This window comes from Croceicoccus esteveae, assembly GCF_031846435.1.
In the GTDB taxonomy this organism is placed as follows: Bacteria; Pseudomonadota; Alphaproteobacteria; order Sphingomonadales; family Sphingomonadaceae; genus Croceicoccus; species Croceicoccus esteveae.
Genome location: NZ_JAVRHS010000003.1, coordinates 88,806 through 106,866 on the forward strand (window position 1 = coordinate 88,806; position 18,061 = coordinate 106,866).

An 18,061-nucleotide genomic window follows, 5' to 3' on the forward strand; every position below is an offset into this window, starting at 1 on the left:
CGCCAAACCCCGGCGTAGGATCAGACCGGTTTCTCCTCTGCTTGGAGTGCAGCACGCCTGGCGCGTTTCTTCTCTCCAAACAGCATCAGTATCAATGACCCCTCGAACAGCAGCAGCAGCGGCACGGCAAGGATCATCTGCGACCCGGGATCAGGCGGTGTGATGACCGCCGCAATGGCAACAATGCCGACGATTACATACCGCCGTGCCCGCACCAATTGCGCGCGGCTGACAAAGCCGGCCCGGTTCAGCAGCAGCAGGAGCACCGGCAGCAGGAAACTCACTCCGAATGCGAGGATGAACTGCATGACCAGATCGAGATAATCGCCTGTTCCCGGCAATGCCTCGAGCGGGAGACCCCCGGCCGTGCCGGAAAACCCCAGGAACCATCTGAATGCGGTTGGCATCACGACGAAATACGCCAGCGAGGCGCCGGCAAGAAACAGCATCGGCGTTGCAAACAGGAACGGCAGGAAGGCCTTTTTTTCCCGCGCGTAGAGCCCCGGCGCGACAAACGCCCAAAGCTGGTTGGCGATAATCGGAAAGGAAAGGCAGAACGCGGCGAACAAGGTCACCTTGAGTTCAACGAAAAACGCTTCATAAAGCTTTGTATAGATCAGCCGCCCTTCGCCCTGCGGAAACGCCATTGTCAACGGGCGCACCAGAAAGCCGAAGATATCATCGGCAAACGGCAGGCAAACAGCAAAAGCCACTGCCAGCGCAAGAACGCAACGGACCAACCGCCGGCGCAGTTCGATCAGATGATCGAGCAACGGCTGCTCGGTGTCGTCGATATCTGGGATGCGATAAACCAAGGATCAGCGCCCGTTGACCCGGCTGGCACCGTGCGGCTCATCCGGGCCTGCCGAAATGGCTGGTGCCGGCAGGCTTGCGCTATCTTCGGCTGTATCTCCGGGCTTGTGGACGCGATCATCGAGCCGCGCAGGAGGATTGCGCGGCTCCATCTGCACAGCAGGCTCAGCGTCATCGTGCCCTTCTGACAAATTCAGAGAGCCGGCGCCTCCCTGCGCGGCGGCACCGACTGCGCCGGGCTCAGCACCAGAGCCACGCGCCATGATTTCGGCATTGCGCCGCTTCCACTCCGCTTCCATGTCCTCCATTTCCGCCTCGCGGACCATGGCATCGACGCCTGCGCGAAAATGCCCCGACACCCGGCGCAGCTTGCCGATCCAGCGACCAGCCGTACGCATGGCGAGAGGCAGGTCCTTCGGGCCGATCACGACAACCGCAACCACCACGATCACCAGCAGTTCGGACGCGCCGATATCGAACATCGGATCGCGTGCTTAGCCTGCGTGATCTTTGCGGCGCATCTGCTCTGCCGTTGCCGGTCGGGCAAGCGGCGTCTCTGGAGCAGTCAGCGGCTCTGCCCCGTCAGTAGCAGCAGGTGTGACAGGCGGAACCGGCGCTGCCGCAGCTTCTCCATGCTGCTGTGCGATGCGTGGCGCATCCTTGCGCTCGTCCTCGTTCATGCCTTGCTTGAAGCTCCTGATGCCTTTGCCAAAATCGCCCATCATCTCGGAAATGCGGCCCCGCCCAAACAGGACAAGCACCACGAGCGCAACGATCAGCAATTGCCATGGACCTATGTTCACAGGCGTTTCTCCTCGGTCGGTATGATTGCATTCTAGGGAGTTTCAACAGAACAATCCAGTGACGGTGTCGGCAACCGCGACCTGCCTTTCTTAGTGGCTCCTGTGGCAGACTCCGACTTTCATGCGCGTGCCGTTGCTCTGGTTAGATGCGCTACGGCGCTATTCCGCCTGCCCGCAGCAGGGCATCGCGTTTGGCAATAGCTTCGCGCCGCAGCTCTGCACCCTGGAACGCTCCTGCGACATCGACTGGCTGCATGGCACGGTCCAGCCGTTCAACTGCAAGCGGTGTCATTGCCGGCAAGGCAGCGGCAATCGCGATCATGTCGTCCTGCCTTGCCCAGCAGTTGAGCACCAGATCGCATCCCGCCGTGATCGCTGCCCATGCGCGTTCGGGTACAGATCCTGTCAGCGCCTGCATGTCGATGTCGTCTGACAGCAGCAGGCCATCGAAGCCGATCGCTTTCCTGATAATCTCCGCGATGATCGTGGGTGACTGCGTAGCGGGCCGCTCTCTATCCCACGCAGGATAGACGATATGCGCGGTCATCGCGATGGCGGCATCGTTCAAGGCGCGAAATGGCGCAAGATCGATTTCAAGAGCATCTGTATCGGCGGTCACGACGGGCAGCCGATGATGGCTGTCCGCGGTGGCCCGGCCGTGCCCCGGCATGTGCTTGACAATGCCCTGCACGCCTGCCTCCAGCAGGCCGTCGAGCACGGCTCGACCAAGTGAGGCGACGCGATCCGGATCGTGGCCCAGAGCCCGGTCACCAATGACATCGTGCATGTCACCGGTCGCCACGTCGAGCAGGGGCAATGCGCCCGACGAGATGCCGGCTTCTGCCAGATCCAGCCCGATAGCCAGCGCGTTGACCCGCGCTGCCTCCATCGCGGTAATCGGTGCTACATCGTACAACCGGTCGAACGCTGCGCCAGGCGGATAGGCCGGCCACGCCGGCGGCTTCATCCGTGCGACCCGGCCGCCTTCCTGGTCGATGGTGATGAACAGCGCATCGCGGCCGTGCAGCGAACGCAGGTCGTCCGTCAATGCCCGCACCTGCGCCACGGTTTCGCAGTTGCGGGCAAACAGGATATAGCCGGCCGGATCGGCATCGCGGAAAAACGCCCGCTCATCAGCGCTCAGCGAAAGACCGGCAAGACCGAACACGCATGGGGTCATGTCCGGCGCCTTCCCGTCACAACCCTTGCCCGTTGCAGGACCGGAACCTTGCCTGTCATCGCTTCACCTGGCATTCCACGCCATGCTTTCGCATGTCGTTACACAAGGCAGACGCGGCTCCTGCAGAACCGGTAACGGCTTGTAGCCGGTAGACATTGCCGATGTCGGCACGCCCTTCCACGACCCGGTGATCATGATTCGCCAGCGGTTCGTATCGGCGGATCAGCGACTGCCAGCCTGCCTGCGCCGCCGGCTCTGTTGCGAATGCTCCAACCTGCACGACTGCGCCGGAGGCAGCCCCCGCTCCAACGTCCGGCTCGGCTTGCACGGCCGACGCAACGGCAGCTCCCGCAGCAGCAGCCGTTGGCAAGGCTGAATCACCGGGCGGTCCGACGTCGGCAAGCACCGCGCGCTGCTCAACACCCTCTCCGATGAGATAAGCCGCGTCACCCGACCCGTCGAACGTGATGCCGCCGGGATCTTTCGGCCGCACCTTGTAAGGTTCTGCCGGCGCCGGAATGGTCGATCCGTCGGCTGCGGGCGGCGTGGACAATTGCGCCTGCACCCACCAGCCGCCGATGACGAGCAAGGTCAGAGCCGCAGCAAGCAGCATGACCATGCGCGCGGACAGGAACGTGCGCGGTGCAGGATCGTCAAACTCCTCCTCATCGTCCAGCCAGGAAAGGTCGCCGCTGTCAGCGGCATGGCGCACCGGCGGCGTGGCGTGCCCCGTGCGCTCGCTTCTGTCCGCCGCTGCCATGTTAAAGCTCCTCTGCTGCCTCCACGCCAAGAATGCCCATTCCGTTGCGAATCACCTGCGCGATGCATTGGGCCAGGAACAGCCGCGCGCCGGACACAGCCACATCATCGGCAAGGATGAACCGCTTGTCGATCCGCTCATTGCCAAGGTTCCAGAAGGCGTGGAACGCGGCAGCCAGATCGTTCAGGAAGAAGGCGATGCGGTGCGGTTCCCTGTTTCGTGCCGCAGCCTCCACGGTGCGGGGGAACTGCGCCGCCTGCCGCACCAGGGCAAGCTCCTCCTCACCCAACAAGGCCAGATGGTCGGCAGAGGGCGTGATGCCTGCTTCTGCGCCCTTGCGCAGGGTGGAACAGATGCGGGCATGCGCATATTGCACGTAGAACACCGGATTGTCGCGTGAAGCCTCGACCACCTTGGCAAAGTCGAAATCCATCTGCGCTTCGGGCTTGCGCGTCAGCATAGTGAAACGCACCACGTCCCGGCCCACTTCCGACACCACATCGGCAAGCGTGACGAAATTGCCCGACCGCTTGGACATCTTTACAGGCTCGCCATCGCGCAAGAGCTGCACCATCTGCACCAGCTTCACATCGAACGGCATCGGCTCGCCGTCGCGTGCCTGCGTCAGCGCGGCGACCGCAGCCCTGATCCGCTTGACCGTGCCGGCATGATCCGCGCCCCAGATATCGATCAGCGCATCGACGCCTTCGGACTTCTGGAAATGATAGGCCAGATCGGCACCGAAATAGGTCCAGCTGCCATCCGATTTGCGGATCGGCCGGTCCTGATCGTCGCCAAAGCTGGTGGAGCGGAACAGCGGCAGCTCGACAGGCTCCCAGTCATCTATCGTCTTGCCTTTGGGCGCTTCGAGCACGCCGTCATAGACGAGCCCCTTTTCACGCAGAAACGCCTCGGCCGCTTCGGGCTTGCCCGCTGCCTGCAACTGCGCTTCGGACGAGAACAGGTCATGATGGATGCCGAGCAGGGCAAGATCTGCCCGGATCATGTTGAGCATGGCCGCGACTGCCCGCACGCGAAACAGCGCCAGCCATTCTGTTTGGGGTGCACTTTGATAGCGGTCGCCGAACTCCTGCGCCAGTGCGGTGGCGACCGGTGCAAGATATTCGCCTGGGTAAAGCCCCTCAGGCACCGGACCAACCGGCTCGCCCAGCGCCTCACGATAGCGGTGGTGCACAGAGCGCGCGAGGACGTCCACCTGTCCGCCGGCGTCGTTCACATAATATTCGCGGATGACCGCATGGCCGGCATATTCCAGCAGGGCCGCCAGCGCATCGCCCACAACCGCACCGCGGCAATGGCCCATATGCATGGGGCCGGTCGGATTGGCGGAGACATATTCGATGTTCACCGTCTTGCCCGCACCGATAGCGGAGCGACCATAATCATTGCCAAGTGCGGCAATGGCGGCAAGTTCGTCGCGCCAGGCGTTACTGATCAGCCGCAAATTTATGAATCCCGGGCCGGCAAGCTGCGCATCCTCCACCAGCGGGTGCGCCGCAAGCTCGGCAATGATCGCGTCGGCAAGCGTGCGCGGGCTGGTTTTTGCCGGCTTGGCCAGCACCATGGCGGCATTGGTCGCAAGGTCGCCATGTGCAATGTCGCGCGGCGGTTCCACCGCGACATTGGCGCGCGACAGGCCTGCTGGCAGCACGCCACGTTCTTCCAGCCTGTCCAGCACGGCATTGACGGCGTCCGACATGGCGGCATGAATGGTCTTGGTCTGGTTCATCTGCGCGCCGTTAGCGGCTTTAGCGCCGACAGGGAAGCATGAGAACCGGCCCGGGCAACGTTAGCGCGTGTGCCCCTTTCCTGTGCTCAGCGCGTGGCGTTATAGACCAATTGCTGCCGGTCGAGCTGAAAACCGACCAGCATTTCAAAGGTTGCACGCGCGATAGCGGCCTTTACCTCCGGGTCGGCAAGCGGGTCGAGCGCGGCATCTGCGTCACCCGCCTTGCGCTTGCGCGTGATGCGGTCCCGCACCTCTGCCGGCAGGGTCGCCGCGCTTGCATCGACAAAAGCGCCAGCACGCGCGCTTGCCTGCGCCCGCTCCTCGCCATCGGCAAAGCTTACGGTCGCTTGTCCGATGCGCTTGGTCAAAACGGCATTGCCGCCGCGCACCACCGTCACGAAATAGGGCAATGTGACAGTGCGGGCGCCCGCAGCGTCGCTACGGCGCGCGTGGATATCAAAGGCCACTTCGGCGTAGATCCTGGCGCCGCTGTCATCGCAGCTGCTGCGAACGTTGGTCATGGTTGCAGTGACGTCGAGGGAAGCCTGCGTCGGGTTTGCCGAATCGCGGAACAAGGTGATGTCGCCGGTCGGTTCGGCAATGCCGACTGCCGGGCAGCGCGATCGCACCGCATTTACGCCGACGCCTTCATTCAGCACCAGCTCGCCCTCGCTGCTGCATCCGGCCAGCACAGCAATGGCGGTCAGCATGGTCGCGGCACCCAGACACCTGCGGCGCCAGGCGCGCGTGCCGCGATGGTCAGGATTCCGGTTCATGTTCATCATCGGTACCAAATCCCTCACAGGCGAATTTGCGGGCCATTACCATGCCAGCTTGCGTGGATGCCGGCGCGATTGCCCGCCTTAGCTTGACCATGGCGCAAGAGCAATTGGAGCCGGTACAATGCGCCTCTCTGCAATAAACGCCAATCCTTTGCGTGTGGCGAATGGACCAGCTATGCGTCAGCGATGACGCCAACCGACACACCATTGCAAACCCGTCCGACGCCGGACGAAGGCCATATCCTGACCACGCCCGACAGCGGCAGCGGCGATGCGGGGCCGGCTGGTGTCACGCGCCTGCCGCTCAAGCTGCTGATTGCCGCACCGCGGGGTTTCTGCGCCGGGGTCGACCGCGCGATCGAAATCGTGGAGCGTGCCATCGCTAGATACGGCGCGCCAGTCTATGTGCGGCACGAAATCGTGCACAACCGCTTTGTTGTCGATTCGCTGCGGGCGAAAGGCGCGGTGTTCGTGGAAGAGCTTGACGAGGTGCCCGATGGCGTGCCGGTCGTGTTTTCCGCCCACGGTGTGCCCAAGGCTGTTCCCGCAGAGGCGCGGGATCGCGGGCTTGATTTTCTTGACGCGACCTGCCCGCTGGTCAGCAAGGTGCACCGGCAGGCGGAACGGCAGGTGGAGGCCGGACGGCACATCATCTTCATCGGTCATCGCGGCCATCCCGAGGTAATCGGAACCTTCGGTCAGGTCGCAGCGGGTCAGATGACGCTGGTGGAAACAGTAGACGACGTGGAAAAGCTTTCTTTTGGCGACGAAGATGCGCTTGCGTTCCTTACCCAGACGACCTTGTCCGTCGATGATACCGGCATGATCGTGCAGGCCTTGAAAGCACGCTTTCCGCAGATCGTCGGGCCCAAGGCAGAGGACATCTGCTACGCCACTTCCAACCGTCAGGAGGCGGTGAAGGCGATCGCACCCCAGGTCGATCTGCTGCTTGTCATCGGGGCTGCAAATTCATCCAATTCGGTGCGGCTGGTCGAGGTGGCGGAGCGAATCGGCACCGATGCGCGGCTGATCCAGCGCGGCAGCGACATAGAGCCAGCCTGGCTCCACGGGGTTGGCACGATCGGCCTGACGGCAGGAGCATCCGCGCCTGAAGTCCTGGTGCGCGAGGTGGTGGACCGGCTGAACTCCCTGCGCACGGTCGAGGAAGAGGTGATCACCACCGCAGAAGAACGCATCGTCTTCAAACTGCCGCGCCAATTGGCGGACTGACGCCCGGTGGCAGTCTATACCAGGATCGGTGCAGAAGAGATGGCAGCACTGATCGACAGTTTCGATGTCGGCGCGCTCGTATCAGCCAAGGGCATTGCCGAAGGGGTATCGAACAGCAACTGGCTGGTGGAAACGCAACGCGGCCGCTTTATCCTGACCATGTATGAAGAACGGACAGATGTTGCGGACCTGCCGTTCTTTCTTGGTCTGCTCGACCATCTTGCCGCCGCCGGCTGCCCTGTTCCTGCCACCATCCACGATCGCACCGGAGCCGCGTTCCAGACCCTGTCCTGCAAGGGCAGGGACAAGGCCGTTGCCCTGATCGAGTTCCTTCCCGGCGTGTCGGCCGATCGGCCAACGGCAGCGCAGGCCCATGCAGTCGGCAGCGCGCTTGCCGGTGTCCATCTCTCCGCGCTCGCCTTTGCCATGCGCCGGACAGACGCGATGGGTCCGGCGGCATGGCTGCGTTTTGCCACAAGCTGCGCCGGTCGATGGCAGGAAATCGACGCCAGATTGTCAGCAATACCCGATCACCTTGCACGCATCGCGGCGCAATGGCCTGCAGACCTGCCGTCCTCTGTCATTCACGCTGATCTGTTTCCGGACAATGTCTTGCTGCTGGACGGGCGGGTGTCCGGACTGATCGACTTCTATTTCGCGTGCAACGGTCCGATGGCCTACGATCTTGCGGTTACGCACGCTGCATGGAGTTTCGATAGCCAGGGCCGGGCCTTTGATGCCGCGCTTGGTGATGCCTTGTTAAACGGATATGAAACCGTGCGCCCGCTTGCCGCATCAGAGCGCGCGGCCTTGCCGGTTCTCGCGCAAGCCGCTTCGCTACGGTTTGCCCTGACCCGAGCCTATGACTGGCTCAATACGCCGCCCGATGCGCTTGTCACCCGCAAAAACCCGGTCGAGTTCTTCAACCGGCTGGAGTTCTACGCCAGGAGCGGTGCTGCGGTGTTCGCCCCATGAACGAGGTCGAGATATTTACCGACGGGGCCTGCAAGGGCAACCCTGGCCCTGGCGGCTGGGGCGCGATCCTGCGCAGGGGTGCGCAGGAAAAGGAGCTGTCGGGAGCAGAACCTGCCACGACCAACAACCGGATGGAGCTCACGGCAGCGATCCGCGCTTTGGAAGCGTTGAACCGCCCTTGCCGCGTTACCCTGCACACAGACAGCAAATACATGATCGACGGGATCACCAAATGGGTGTTCGGCTGGCAGAGAAAAGGCTGGAAGACAGCGGCCAACAAGCCGGTTCTGAACGAGGATCTCTGGCGCGAACTGCTGGCGGCAGCGCGCCCTCACAAGGTCGAATGGTGCTGGATCAAAGGACATTCCGGTCATCCGGAAAACGAACGCGCTGACACGCTGGCAAGCAATGCGGCCAGCAGCGTGGCTGCACAGGTGTGACCTGCACGATTAGTCGAACCGGTCTGGTGCGTATCGGGCGGGGTCTATGTCGCAGGCCGGACCCTGCACCGCCTCTGTCAGCAGCAGACCGGCGCCCAGAGCCGCAGCCGCCGGCGCCGTCTGGATCCCGAAACCACCCTGTCCGGCGAACCAGAAAAAACCCGGCACCTTGGCGTCAAACCCGTACACAGGCAGCCGGTCGGGCGCAAAACTGCGCAGACCTGCCCAGCGGCGCTCGACTCGCCCCACCTTCCAGCCGACCACCTGCTCCAGGCGCTCCACCGCAGTAGCAATATCAAGCTCCTCGGGCGCAGCATCGCACGGCAAAGAGAGGGTTTCGTCATGTGGAGACAGCCAGACCCGCCCATTCTCCGGCTTGAAATAGAACTTTTCATTGATGTCCAACACGAGCGGTAGGTCAGCAGGCGGCGGCGGCGCGACAACGAGCTGTGCCATGGTGCGCCGCATTGCCTGAATGCGCAGCGGCCGCGCGCCAGCCAAGCGGGCGATGTCGTCGGCCCATGCGCCGGCGGCATTGACAAGCAGGCCGGCCTCCACCGGGTCACCGGAAGCGAGCACCAGCGACCATTTGCCGCCTGTCCGCTCTGCCGAATGCAGCCGCGCCCGACTGCGCAACTGCACGCCAGATAATCTTGCCTGCTTGAGATATTCGCCGTGCAACGCCGCCACATCAATGTCGCAGCACTCCGGCTCCCAGGCAGCTACAGTCCAGTCATCGCGCAGCTGTGGTACCAGCGCCACCATGCGTGTGCGCCCGACCAGTTCAACGGCAATCCCCAATTTGGCGAAAGTGGCGACAAACCCTTCGACCAGGGGGCGATCGGCCTCGCGCGCAAGCGTCAGGGCACCGCGTGGCCTCAAGAACCCGCCTCGCTCCAGGGCCGCATGCGATGCCAGGGTCAGCGGCACGACGCCCGGTCCGCCATAGCTCGGCGTCCAGAAGGCAGCCGATCGGCCGGTTGCGTGGTAGCCTGGCTGATCCTCTGCTTCGACCAGCAGGACACGCGCCCGGCGGCCAACTGCTGCTGCAAGACTGGCACCTGCCATGCCCGCACCCACGATGGCAACGTCGAAGCGATTGCTCATGCTGGCTTCTTCGTGCCTGTCTGACGCCACGCGCCCGACAAATATGCGCAGCGATGCTGCTGCCGGCCCCTCGTTACGGTTTGGTAAGCATGGTGCTTTAGGGGTTTGCCCCTGTTTCTTGCCTGCAAATACACCGGAGCGGAGCCTGACATGATCAACGGCAATATTACCTACGGGTTGGTCGCCGCCTTGGCAATCGGCACGCTTTACGCAGCTGTCACGGATCTGCGGCACCGGCGGATCAGCAATGTGCTCTGCCTTGGCATTGCGGCACTGGCGCCGCTCTTCTGGTGGACCGGCGGCCTGCAGCTCTGGCCCGACATTGCAGGGCAGATGGCAATGGCAGCTGCGACTTTCCTTGGCGGAGCGCTGTTGTTTCGGTGTGGACAGGTGGGCGGCGGTGACGTCAAGCTCCTGACCGCAATTGCTCTGTGTCTTGAGCCGCGCTGGTTTGTCGCGCTGCTGGTCATTGCAAGCGTCATCAACGGCGTGCTGACCCTTGCACTCTTCTGGCGCCGTCGGCGACAACGCCGCGCCGGTGCCACGATTGGCAAGCTGCAGGTGCCTTACGCCGTCCCGGTCGCAGCCGCGATCCTGCTGATCCTGATGATGCAAATTCCGTCCACTCTGGTGCAATCTGCGTCTGTCAGCGGACTGTCTTGATCGTTTGTTAACCAATTTCACCGCAGTTTGAGATGCGAACTGGCAGCCGGGAATCACCCGGGCTGCATGGCAGGAAGATGAAGGGTCATGGACAGGAAAAAGCTTGTGCTGCTGCTTGCTGCGCTGGTGGTTGCGGTTTTGGCCGCACTCCTGGCGCGCAGCCTCTTCACCGCCAGCGCCGCACCGCCCCCTGCCGCAACAATTGCAGGTGAACCTGTCGGCGAACGTGTGCTGGTGGCGCAGCGCGCGTTGCCGACCGGCACTATCATCACCGCCGATGCCGTGCGGTTCACCTCCTGGCCGCGTGAAATGGTGAAGGACGCCTATTACCTCGAAGCCGGGTCGGACATGAAAAACCTCATTGGTACGGTCGTCCGCTTTCCGATTACTGCCGGGCAACCTGTGACACGAGGCGCTCTGGTGATGCCGGGTGATCGCGGCTTCCTTGCCGCGGCCCTTGGCCCTGGAATGCGCGCGGTGACAGTGCCTGTCTCGGACACCACCGGCGTCGCGGGTTTTGTATTTCCCGGCGACCGGGTCGATCTGGTGCTCACGCAAGAGGTTGCCGGAGTGGAAGGGCAGCCACTGCGCGCGGCCGAAACATTGTTGCGCAATCTGCGCGTTCTTGCCACCGATCAAACGACCAGAAGCAGCGCCGAAGGTGGTCAGACTCAGGTTTCGGAATTCAGCACGGTAACACTGGAAGTAACTCCGCGCATTGCCGAAATCGTAGCCGTTGCACAGGCAATCGGCACGATCAGCCTATCTTTGCGTGCTCTTGCCGATACCCAGGATGATCTGGAGCAGGCAATCGCGTCCGCCGGCACGGCCATTCCCGCTGACGCAACACCGCAGGAACAAGCGACTATCTTGCAGTCGGTCATGTCAAGACCACAGTCCGTTCGATCCAGCGTGCAGACCGGAGGCGACATTTCACGCTTTCAACGACGCACGATGCCGCCACAGACGCTTCCTCGCAGTTCTGTCACTGCCGCACCACCACCTTCATACGCAAACAGCCCGGCAATGCCCTCACCTGCACCCGCGGGGCCGGGCATCAGGGTGAGCAGGGGCAACGAGACGCAACTCGTTCCGGTTGGCCGCTGAACCGTGCAGACCCCCGCTCCTGAAAGCCCTGATCATGGATCATGAGGAAACCTCGATGAAAAGCCGTTTTACTGCCGGCAAAGCTGCGGTCAACGCTCCTGCCACCTTGCAGCCACTGGTCGCTACTCGTCGGGTTCGTGCGATGACCGTCCTGGTGGTTGGTCTTGCAATGACGCTCGGAGCAGGCGGTGTGACGGCGCAACAAGCCGCGTATCCTTATGCTCGCGATCAAACTGGCAGCACGCACGCGGTCAGCAACAGGCCCGACAGTGACATTGTGCTGTCGATTGGCCGGGGCACTTTGGTAAACGTCGGTGCTCGGATGGCTGACGTGTTTATCGCCGACGACACCATTGCCGATGTGAAGGTGAAGTCACAGACCCAGATCTACCTGTTTGCAAAGTCAGGCGGCGAGACAACCATCTATGCATCGGGTCCTGCAGGAGAGATCGTCTGGTCCGCCAATGTGCGGGTAGGCTCGAACCTTGATAGCGTAGACCAGATGCTTCGGCTGGCCATGCCTGAGGCAGACATCATGGTTGCAACCATGAACAACACGATCCTGCTGACGGGAACTGTTGCGGCTCCCGAAGATGCCGCAGAAGCCGAGCGGCTGGTGATCGCCTTCTCTGGTCAGGGGGTAAACGTTATCAGCAGGTTGAAGATCGCGAGCCCGCTGCAGGTAAGCCTGCACGTGCGCTTTGCCGAAGTGAACCGCACGCTGGTGCGTGAGATGAACGCAAACCTCATCACGCGCGACCGGTCCGGCGGCTTTCTGTTTGGCATTCAGCGCGGCAACAACACAGGTGCGATCAAGGACGTAACGGGTTTGCCGCTGGTGGACGCATCCAGCAGATACAATCTGCCCGCAGGCACGATCAGCCTTCCGTTCGACCCCCGCACAGGCAAATTTGTTGTCGGCGGGGCGAATTTCGAGTTTCCCGCAAACCGATCGCAGCAGACTGCTTTGAACTTGGCAGGCCAGCTTCTGGGGCTGGACGTCAATCTCGGCTTCGATCTTGCCGAACGGATCGGCCTCATTTCCACTTTGTCAGAGCCAAACCTGACTGCCTTGTCGGGGGAAACCGCAAGCTTTCTTGCAGGCGGCGAATATCCCATTCCGATCAGCCAGGGACTCGGCACGACAACCATTGAATATCGCGATTATGGTGTAAGTCTTGCCTATACGCCCACGGTGCTGACGAACGGGCGCATATCGCTGCGGGTGAGACCGGAAGTTTCGGAACTTTCGCAACAGGGAGCCGTGGTGATTGACGGCTTTCAGATCCCCGCGCTCACCATCAGGAGGGCGGAGACAACAGTCGAGCTCGGTTCAGGCCAAAGCTTCATGATCGCGGGCCTGCTGTCGAACGGCACGCAGCAATTGCTGGATAAGACGCCGGGTGCAGCCAACATTCCCATTATCGGCAGTCTTTTCAAGTCCACAAGCTTTCAGAAAGGCGAAACAGAACTGGTTATCGTGGTGACGCCATATCTGGTGAAACCCGTTGATGCCAAGGATATCGCCTTGCCTACCGATGGCTATCAAACAGCGACTGAAGCACAAAGGATCCTTCGTAACGTCGAACATGACGGTGTGTCTTTGCAACGTCGTCCGACCCCGCAGAGTGATTTGCAAGTGACTCTCCCCGCTCCGACGCAATGACTTCAATAATGACAAGGCAGATCCCATGTCTCCTTCCCATATCGCAGGTTCCCTCCGCAACAGCTTGGGTAACGGCGGCCGTCAGGCTGGCGCAGGTTTTGCAATAATGCTGCTTGCTGCTTTGTCGGGTTGCATTGGCGGCGTAGCAACGAACCGCTCCTTGTATTCACAAAAGCAGCCAGTGGTTGAAAGTACCCGCCATATCTTTACCGTCAGCGGTGCAACCACCCTCTTGCCGGTGCAGGAGCAAGCCCGGCTCAATGCCTGGCTCAGCAGTTTCATGATCGGAGACGGCGATAGCGTGACCATCCTGTCGGGCGGAGCAGGTTTGCTGGCTCGGCGTGACTTAGCCGGCATAATTGAAGCGCACGGCTTACTTCCGACCATGATCTCGAGTTTCGCGGCAGAGCCTTTGCCCCCCGGTGTTGCGCAGATCGTCCTGACGCGCGCGCGCGCCTTTGTACCTGGCTGCCCGGACTGGTCGGCCAAATCCGACGCCAATCCGGCGAACGCGACGCATCCCGGCTATGGCTGCGCGGTAAACAGCAATGTCGCAGCCATGATCGCCAATCCGCACGATCTGCTGCGCGGACAGGCAGAGGTGGGAAACACAGTAGCCAAGACTGCATCCAAGGCGATCGACAGCTACCGCCAGCAGCCACCCAGCGGCATCAACGGTCTCGCCGAACTGCCTAGGCAGCAGGACCGATGAACGCTCCTTGGAACGCCGCCCGCACAACCCGGGACAGCTTTGCTGCCTTCGTCGCCGATGAACAGTCCGCCAAAACCTTGCGATCTGTTCTGGATGAGGTGGGTTCAGGCGATGAGAAAGTGCACCAGGGTGGGTTGCGCAATGCCATACAAACGCTGGCGGTAAGCGCCAGCCCGTCCATTCTGGTGGTTGACCTTTCCGAATGCGGAGACCCGCTGGCGGACATCTCAGGTTTGGCCGAGGTTTGCGAGGCAGGAACGCTCGTTCTCGCCATCGGCCATATCAACGACGTCCAGCTTTATCGCGATCTTATTGCCGACGGCATTCACGATTATCTTCTGAAGCCACTCGACAGCCAGGCGTTGCGACAAAGCTTGCTCGACGCTCAATCACTGGTTCACGCTACCAAGCCAAAGAGCAATGCTGACCCGATGCATCAACATGTCAGCGTGGCGGTAATCGGCACACGCGGCGGGGTTGGTGCATCAAGTGTGGCAACTTCGCTGGCCTGGCTGCTGGCGACCAGCCACAACAAATCGACAGCGTTGCTCGATCTTGATGTTCATTTCGGGTCGGGCGCGCTCATGATGGATGTCGAAGCGGGCAAGGGGCTGACCGACGCACTTGACAATCCGGCCCGGATCGATGGCCTGTTCATCGAGCGTGCCATGGTACGTCCGTGCGACAACCTGTCCTTGCTTTCTGCCGAAGCTTCGCTCTCCGCTCCGCTGGGGCGCGACGGCGCCGCATTTCACCAATTGCAGGATGAGTTCAGGCGAGCGTTTGAAGTCGCTGTCATCGACATGCCACGTCAGGTGCTTGTCGATTTCCTACCGATGCTGTCCCAGATCGACGTGGTCGTGATCACGACTGAACTCACCTTGGCCGGTGCACGCGATGCAATCCGCATCCTTGCCTTGCTCGCCAGCCAAGGCAATCACCTCAAAACCTTTGTCGCGGCCAACAAGGTGCCGGCAAGCGGCGGAGAAGTCAGCCGCAAGGATTTCGAAGCGGCGATCGAACGGCCGCTGGACTTCGTGATCCCGCTTGATTTGCAGACAGCCGCCAAGGCTGCAAAATCGGGCGCCGTATTTGCCAAGGCACAGCCGTCGGGCAAATCTGCGCAGCCCCTGCGGGAGCTTGCCGCAACGGTCTTGGACGGCAACACCGACAGCGCGCCGCACGATGCGAAAGCCTCGTTGCCCGACAAGCTGATCGGCTTGCTGCATTCCGTTGGTATGAAATCAAGAACGGGCGGGGCGGTAAAACCATGACGCAGGCGCACTCTTTTTGCCCACAGTGGCAGCAAATCTGTTGCGACGGCGGAACTGCAAAGCTGACATGACGTCCAGCCCGGCCTTCGTCTTCACGCTCATGCTCCTGACCTTACTTATGGGCAGTGTGATGTTCGCTGTTGCAAATCGGAATGACCGGCTGGGCAGGCGCCGCTTGCAACAGGTTCGCTCTCGTTATTCGGAAGATCCATACGCCCGCTTAGAAGCGCAGATGAAGAAGGCGGTTGCCGCGCGCCGCTCACCCGCCTTGCATGGACAAGGTTCGCGACTGGGAGCACTGGCGTTGCGCCTGCACCGCTCTGGCAAGACATGGTCGTTGCAAAAGTACTTTGCGATTTGTGGCGCCGTCGGATTTGCGGCAGGCTCCATCGCGCTGGTCCAGAGCAATGCGATCCTGCTATCCGTGCTTGTCGGGCTTCTTGCAGGATTGGGCATTCCGCACTGGCTGCTCAACAGAGCAATTCAGCGCAGAACGAAGCTTTTCAACGCTCGATTTCCCGATGCCATTGAACTGCTCGTTCGCGGCTTGCGCTCCGGCCTGCCTGTTACCGAAACGATCGGCGTGGCGGCGCATGAAGTACCCGGCCCGGTGGGTGAGGAGTTCCAGGCGGTCATCGACCGGATCAAGGTTGGCCGCACGGTAGACGATTCACTGCAGGAAACTGCAAACCGCCTAGCAACGCCGGAGTTTCAATTTTTCTGTATCAGTCTGGCGATACAGCGCGAAACTGGCGGTAACCTGGCAGAAACATTGTCAAACCTTGCCGATGTATTGCGTAAGCGGGCGCAGATGAAGCTTAAGGTCAAGGCGATGAGTTCCGAAGCCAAGGCATCAGCCTATATTCTGGGATCGCTGCCATTCATCGTGTTTGCAATGGTTTACATGGTCAATCCTGATTATCTGGGCGGCTTTTTCATGGATGATCGGCTGATCATCGCAGGGCTTGGCGGCGGCATCTGGATGGCACTGGGTGCTTTTATCATGTTCAAGATGGTCAGCTTCGAGATCTAGGAACGTCTGGCATGATCAATCAAACCGCACATCCCTCGCTCCTTGGATTCGACGTTATTTTCGTCGCTACTGTGCTGGCCGCGATTGCCACCGCAGCAGTAATAGTTGCGATCTATGCCGCAGTGGGCGTGCGCGATCCGATGGCTCGACGGATGAAGCTGCTTAACGCCCGGCGCGATGAGCTGAAATCGGGGCTCATCACTGGACCGCGTCGTCGCAGCCTGCGCCGCAACACTGTCGTCACGGACAGGCTGCGCAACATCCTCAAGTCCCTGCGCATGTTGCAAGACAGCCAGATCGCGGAAGTAGTCCACAAGCTGGCGCAAGCGGGCCTCCGCAAGCAGGAGTTTGCCTATTTTGTCATTGCAGGCAGGGTCATCATGCCTTTGCTGCTTGGCATAGGTACAGCACTTGCCGTTTACGGCTCGCAGCTCTTTCCGGACTGGAGCAGCCTGACCCGATTTCTTGCCTTTGCGGCGGCCGTTGTAGCGGGATACAAGGCTCCCGATCTCTTTCTCAAAAACCTCGTGACGAAACGGACAGACGCCATTCGCAAGGGATTGCCGGATGCACTCGACCTGCTCGTAATCTGTGCAGAGGCCGGGTTGACCGTCGATGCCGCCTTTGGCCGTGTAGCAAAAGAGCTTGGCCGTGCCTATCCAGAGCTTGCCGACGAATTCACGCTTGCCTCTATCGAGCTTTCGTTCCTGTCAGAGCGGCGCAAGGCATTCGAGAATCTTGCCCGCCGTGTCCATCTTGAAGCCATGAAAGGCGTGGTCACGACAATGATCCAGACCGAACGCTACGGCACTCCACTGGCATCGACCTTACGGGTGCTCGCCGCAGAGTTCAGAAACGAGCGGATGATGCGCGCCGAAGAAAAGGCGGCGCGCCTGCCCGCGATCATGACTGTGCCGCTCATCCTCTTCATCCTGCCGGTGCTGTTCATCGTCATTCTGGGTCCTGCGGCCTGTTCGATCGCAGACAATCTGCTGTAGTGTCGGGCGATCCGCACGTGTCAGCAGCAGCGGGCGCACCATGGCCGCCAACATGGCGTCATGCACCAACCGCGGTCAGCGCCGCTACTCCACCGGCGGCTCAAGCGTGCGCGCCTGCGCAAACAGTTTCTTGAGCACGCCATGCAGCGTCTGCACCTCTTGCGCACTGAGGCATTCAAGCAATTGCTGCTCCACTTGCAGCGCCAATGGCATAATTTGCGCATGCATAGCCGCGCCCGACGCGGTCAGTTCCAGCATGTGAGAACGGCCATCCTGCGGGTTGGGGTGGCGGCTGATCAACTGGCGATCAACCAGGATCTTGCACGCCCGATTGACCGCCACCTTGTCCATCAGCGTTGCGGTAACCATCTGCCGCTGCGTTTGAGGACCGGTATCTCCCAGCACGGCCATGATCCGCCATTCTGAAATGCGTAAGCCGAACCTTTCGCGATAACGCTGCGCAATTTGCTGACTGACCGCATTGCTGGCAACCGACAGCCGATAAGGCAGGTAATCTGCAAGGCGCGGCCGCCTCTCTGCCCGGTGAATGGGCGCTGGCGCATCTTGCGGGACCAGTGGCATGCTGGAGGGCGTAACGGGAGAGCGGGTGGACATATCTCCAGAATACGACATTTGGGGCGCAGCGCAAATCAGCGCAGCATCAAGATCGGCACGCCGACCCCTGAAAGCACAACGAGCAGCACTGTTCCTCTTTGGTAACAGTTGAAACCCGATTTGAAGCGGGCATGCCGATGATGTTCAAAAACA

19 protein-coding genes are annotated in these 18,061 nt (G+C 61.3%); 10 read left to right on the forward strand and 9 right to left on the reverse strand.

Going from position 1 to position 18,061, the window contains the following annotated elements; all coding sequences use genetic code 11:
• Positions 1-20: 20 nt before the first annotated feature.
• From tatC to RM533_RS05760, 7 genes are all read right to left on the reverse strand, one after another.
• Positions 21-815, reverse strand: coding sequence for a twin-arginine translocase subunit TatC (tatC, locus tag RM533_RS05730; RefSeq protein ID WP_311340254.1), 795 nt, complete (start codon positions 813-815; stop codon positions 21-23).
• 3 nt (positions 816-818) lie between these two features.
• Entirely contained in the window at positions 819-1,295 is a 477-nt protein-coding gene (gene tatB / locus RM533_RS05735; protein WP_311340255.1) for a Sec-independent protein translocase protein TatB, read from the reverse strand.
• Positions 1,296-1,307: 12 nt separating this feature from the next.
• Positions 1,308-1,616, reverse strand: a complete 309-nt coding sequence (gene tatA, locus RM533_RS05740; RefSeq protein WP_311340256.1) for a twin-arginine translocase TatA/TatE family subunit — start codon at positions 1,614-1,616, stop codon at positions 1,308-1,310.
• A gap of 151 nt (positions 1,617-1,767) precedes the next feature.
• Positions 1,768-2,796 carry a beta-N-acetylhexosaminidase gene (gene nagZ, locus RM533_RS05745; protein ID WP_311340257.1) on the reverse strand — a complete coding sequence of 343 codons (1,029 nt, stop codon included), beginning with the start codon at positions 2,794-2,796 and terminating at the stop codon, positions 1,768-1,770.
• Positions 2,797-2,851: 55 nt separating this feature from the next.
• The gene (locus RM533_RS05750) at positions 2,852-3,556 is read right to left on the reverse strand and encodes an SPOR domain-containing protein (RefSeq protein ID WP_311340258.1); all 705 of its coding nucleotides are present in this window, start codon (positions 3,554-3,556) and stop codon (positions 2,852-2,854) included.
• Between the two features lies 1 nt (position 3,557).
• Positions 3,558-5,306, reverse strand: coding sequence for an arginine--tRNA ligase (argS, locus tag RM533_RS05755; RefSeq protein ID WP_311340259.1), 1,749 nt, complete (start codon positions 5,304-5,306; stop codon positions 3,558-3,560).
• Positions 5,307-5,392: 86 nt separating this feature from the next.
• Positions 5,393-6,016, reverse strand: coding sequence for a hypothetical protein (locus RM533_RS05760; protein WP_311340415.1), 624 nt, complete (start codon positions 6,014-6,016; stop codon positions 5,393-5,395).
• Positions 6,017-6,274: 258 nt separating this feature from the next.
• Between RM533_RS05760 and ispH the strand changes: the two genes are divergently transcribed.
• The 3 genes from ispH to rnhA are packed head-to-tail and all read left to right on the forward strand — an operon-like array spanning position 6,275 to position 8,733.
• On the forward strand, positions 6,275-7,318 hold the full coding sequence (ispH, locus tag RM533_RS05765) for a 4-hydroxy-3-methylbut-2-enyl diphosphate reductase (protein ID WP_311340260.1): 1,044 nt from the start codon (positions 6,275-6,277) through the stop codon (positions 7,316-7,318).
• Between the two features lie 6 nt (positions 7,319-7,324).
• A complete protein-coding gene (thrB, locus tag RM533_RS05770; RefSeq protein ID WP_311340261.1) occupies positions 7,325-8,293 on the forward strand; it encodes a homoserine kinase in 969 nt (322 codons plus the stop codon).
• Positions 8,290-8,733 carry a ribonuclease HI gene (gene rnhA, locus RM533_RS05775; protein WP_311340262.1) on the forward strand — a complete coding sequence of 148 codons (444 nt, stop codon included), beginning with the start codon at positions 8,290-8,292 and terminating at the stop codon, positions 8,731-8,733. The genes thrB and rnhA overlap by 4 nt, the downstream gene beginning before the upstream one ends.
• Before the next feature lie 9 nt (positions 8,734-8,742).
• Here rnhA and RM533_RS05780 read toward each other — a convergent pair whose 3' ends face one another.
• On the reverse strand, positions 8,743-9,840 hold the full coding sequence (locus tag RM533_RS05780; RefSeq protein ID WP_311340263.1) for an NAD(P)/FAD-dependent oxidoreductase: 1,098 nt from the start codon (positions 9,838-9,840) through the stop codon (positions 8,743-8,745).
• A 150-nt stretch (positions 9,841-9,990) separates the two neighbouring features.
• Here RM533_RS05780 and RM533_RS05785 point away from each other — a divergent pair, with 150 nt between their 5' ends.
• From RM533_RS05785 to RM533_RS05815, 7 genes are all read left to right on the forward strand, one after another.
• Positions 9,991-10,503, forward strand: coding sequence for an A24 family peptidase (locus RM533_RS05785; protein WP_311340264.1), 513 nt, complete (start codon positions 9,991-9,993; stop codon positions 10,501-10,503).
• An 87-nt stretch (positions 10,504-10,590) separates the two neighbouring features.
• On the forward strand, positions 10,591-11,610 hold the full coding sequence (gene cpaB, locus RM533_RS05790; RefSeq protein ID WP_311340265.1) for a Flp pilus assembly protein CpaB: 1,020 nt from the start codon (positions 10,591-10,593) through the stop codon (positions 11,608-11,610).
• Between the two features lie 55 nt (positions 11,611-11,665).
• Complete coding sequence (locus tag RM533_RS05795) at positions 11,666-13,276, forward strand: type II and III secretion system protein family protein (protein WP_311340266.1); 1,611 nt, start codon at positions 11,666-11,668, stop codon at positions 13,274-13,276.
• Positions 13,277-13,301: 25 nt separating this feature from the next.
• Complete coding sequence (locus RM533_RS05800) at positions 13,302-13,988, forward strand: CpaD family pilus assembly protein (protein WP_311340267.1); 687 nt, start codon at positions 13,302-13,304, stop codon at positions 13,986-13,988.
• Positions 13,985-15,262 carry a CpaE/TadZ family protein gene (locus tag RM533_RS05805; RefSeq protein ID WP_311340268.1) on the forward strand — a complete coding sequence of 426 codons (1,278 nt, stop codon included), beginning with the start codon at positions 13,985-13,987 and terminating at the stop codon, positions 15,260-15,262. The genes RM533_RS05800 and RM533_RS05805 overlap by 4 nt, the downstream gene beginning before the upstream one ends.
• 118 nt (positions 15,263-15,380) lie before the next feature.
• Entirely contained in the window at positions 15,381-16,295 is a 915-nt protein-coding gene (locus RM533_RS05810; RefSeq protein WP_311340416.1) for a type II secretion system F family protein, read from the forward strand.
• Between the two features lie 11 nt (positions 16,296-16,306).
• The gene (locus tag RM533_RS05815) at positions 16,307-17,293 is read left to right on the forward strand and encodes a type II secretion system F family protein (protein ID WP_311340269.1); all 987 of its coding nucleotides are present in this window, start codon (positions 16,307-16,309) and stop codon (positions 17,291-17,293) included.
• A gap of 84 nt (positions 17,294-17,377) precedes the next feature.
• Here the strand turns inward: RM533_RS05815 and RM533_RS05820 are convergent, their stop codons facing one another.
• A complete protein-coding gene (locus RM533_RS05820; protein ID WP_432265036.1) occupies positions 17,378-17,926 on the reverse strand; it encodes a MarR family winged helix-turn-helix transcriptional regulator in 549 nt (182 codons plus the stop codon).
• Positions 17,927-18,061 lie beyond the last annotated feature (135 nt).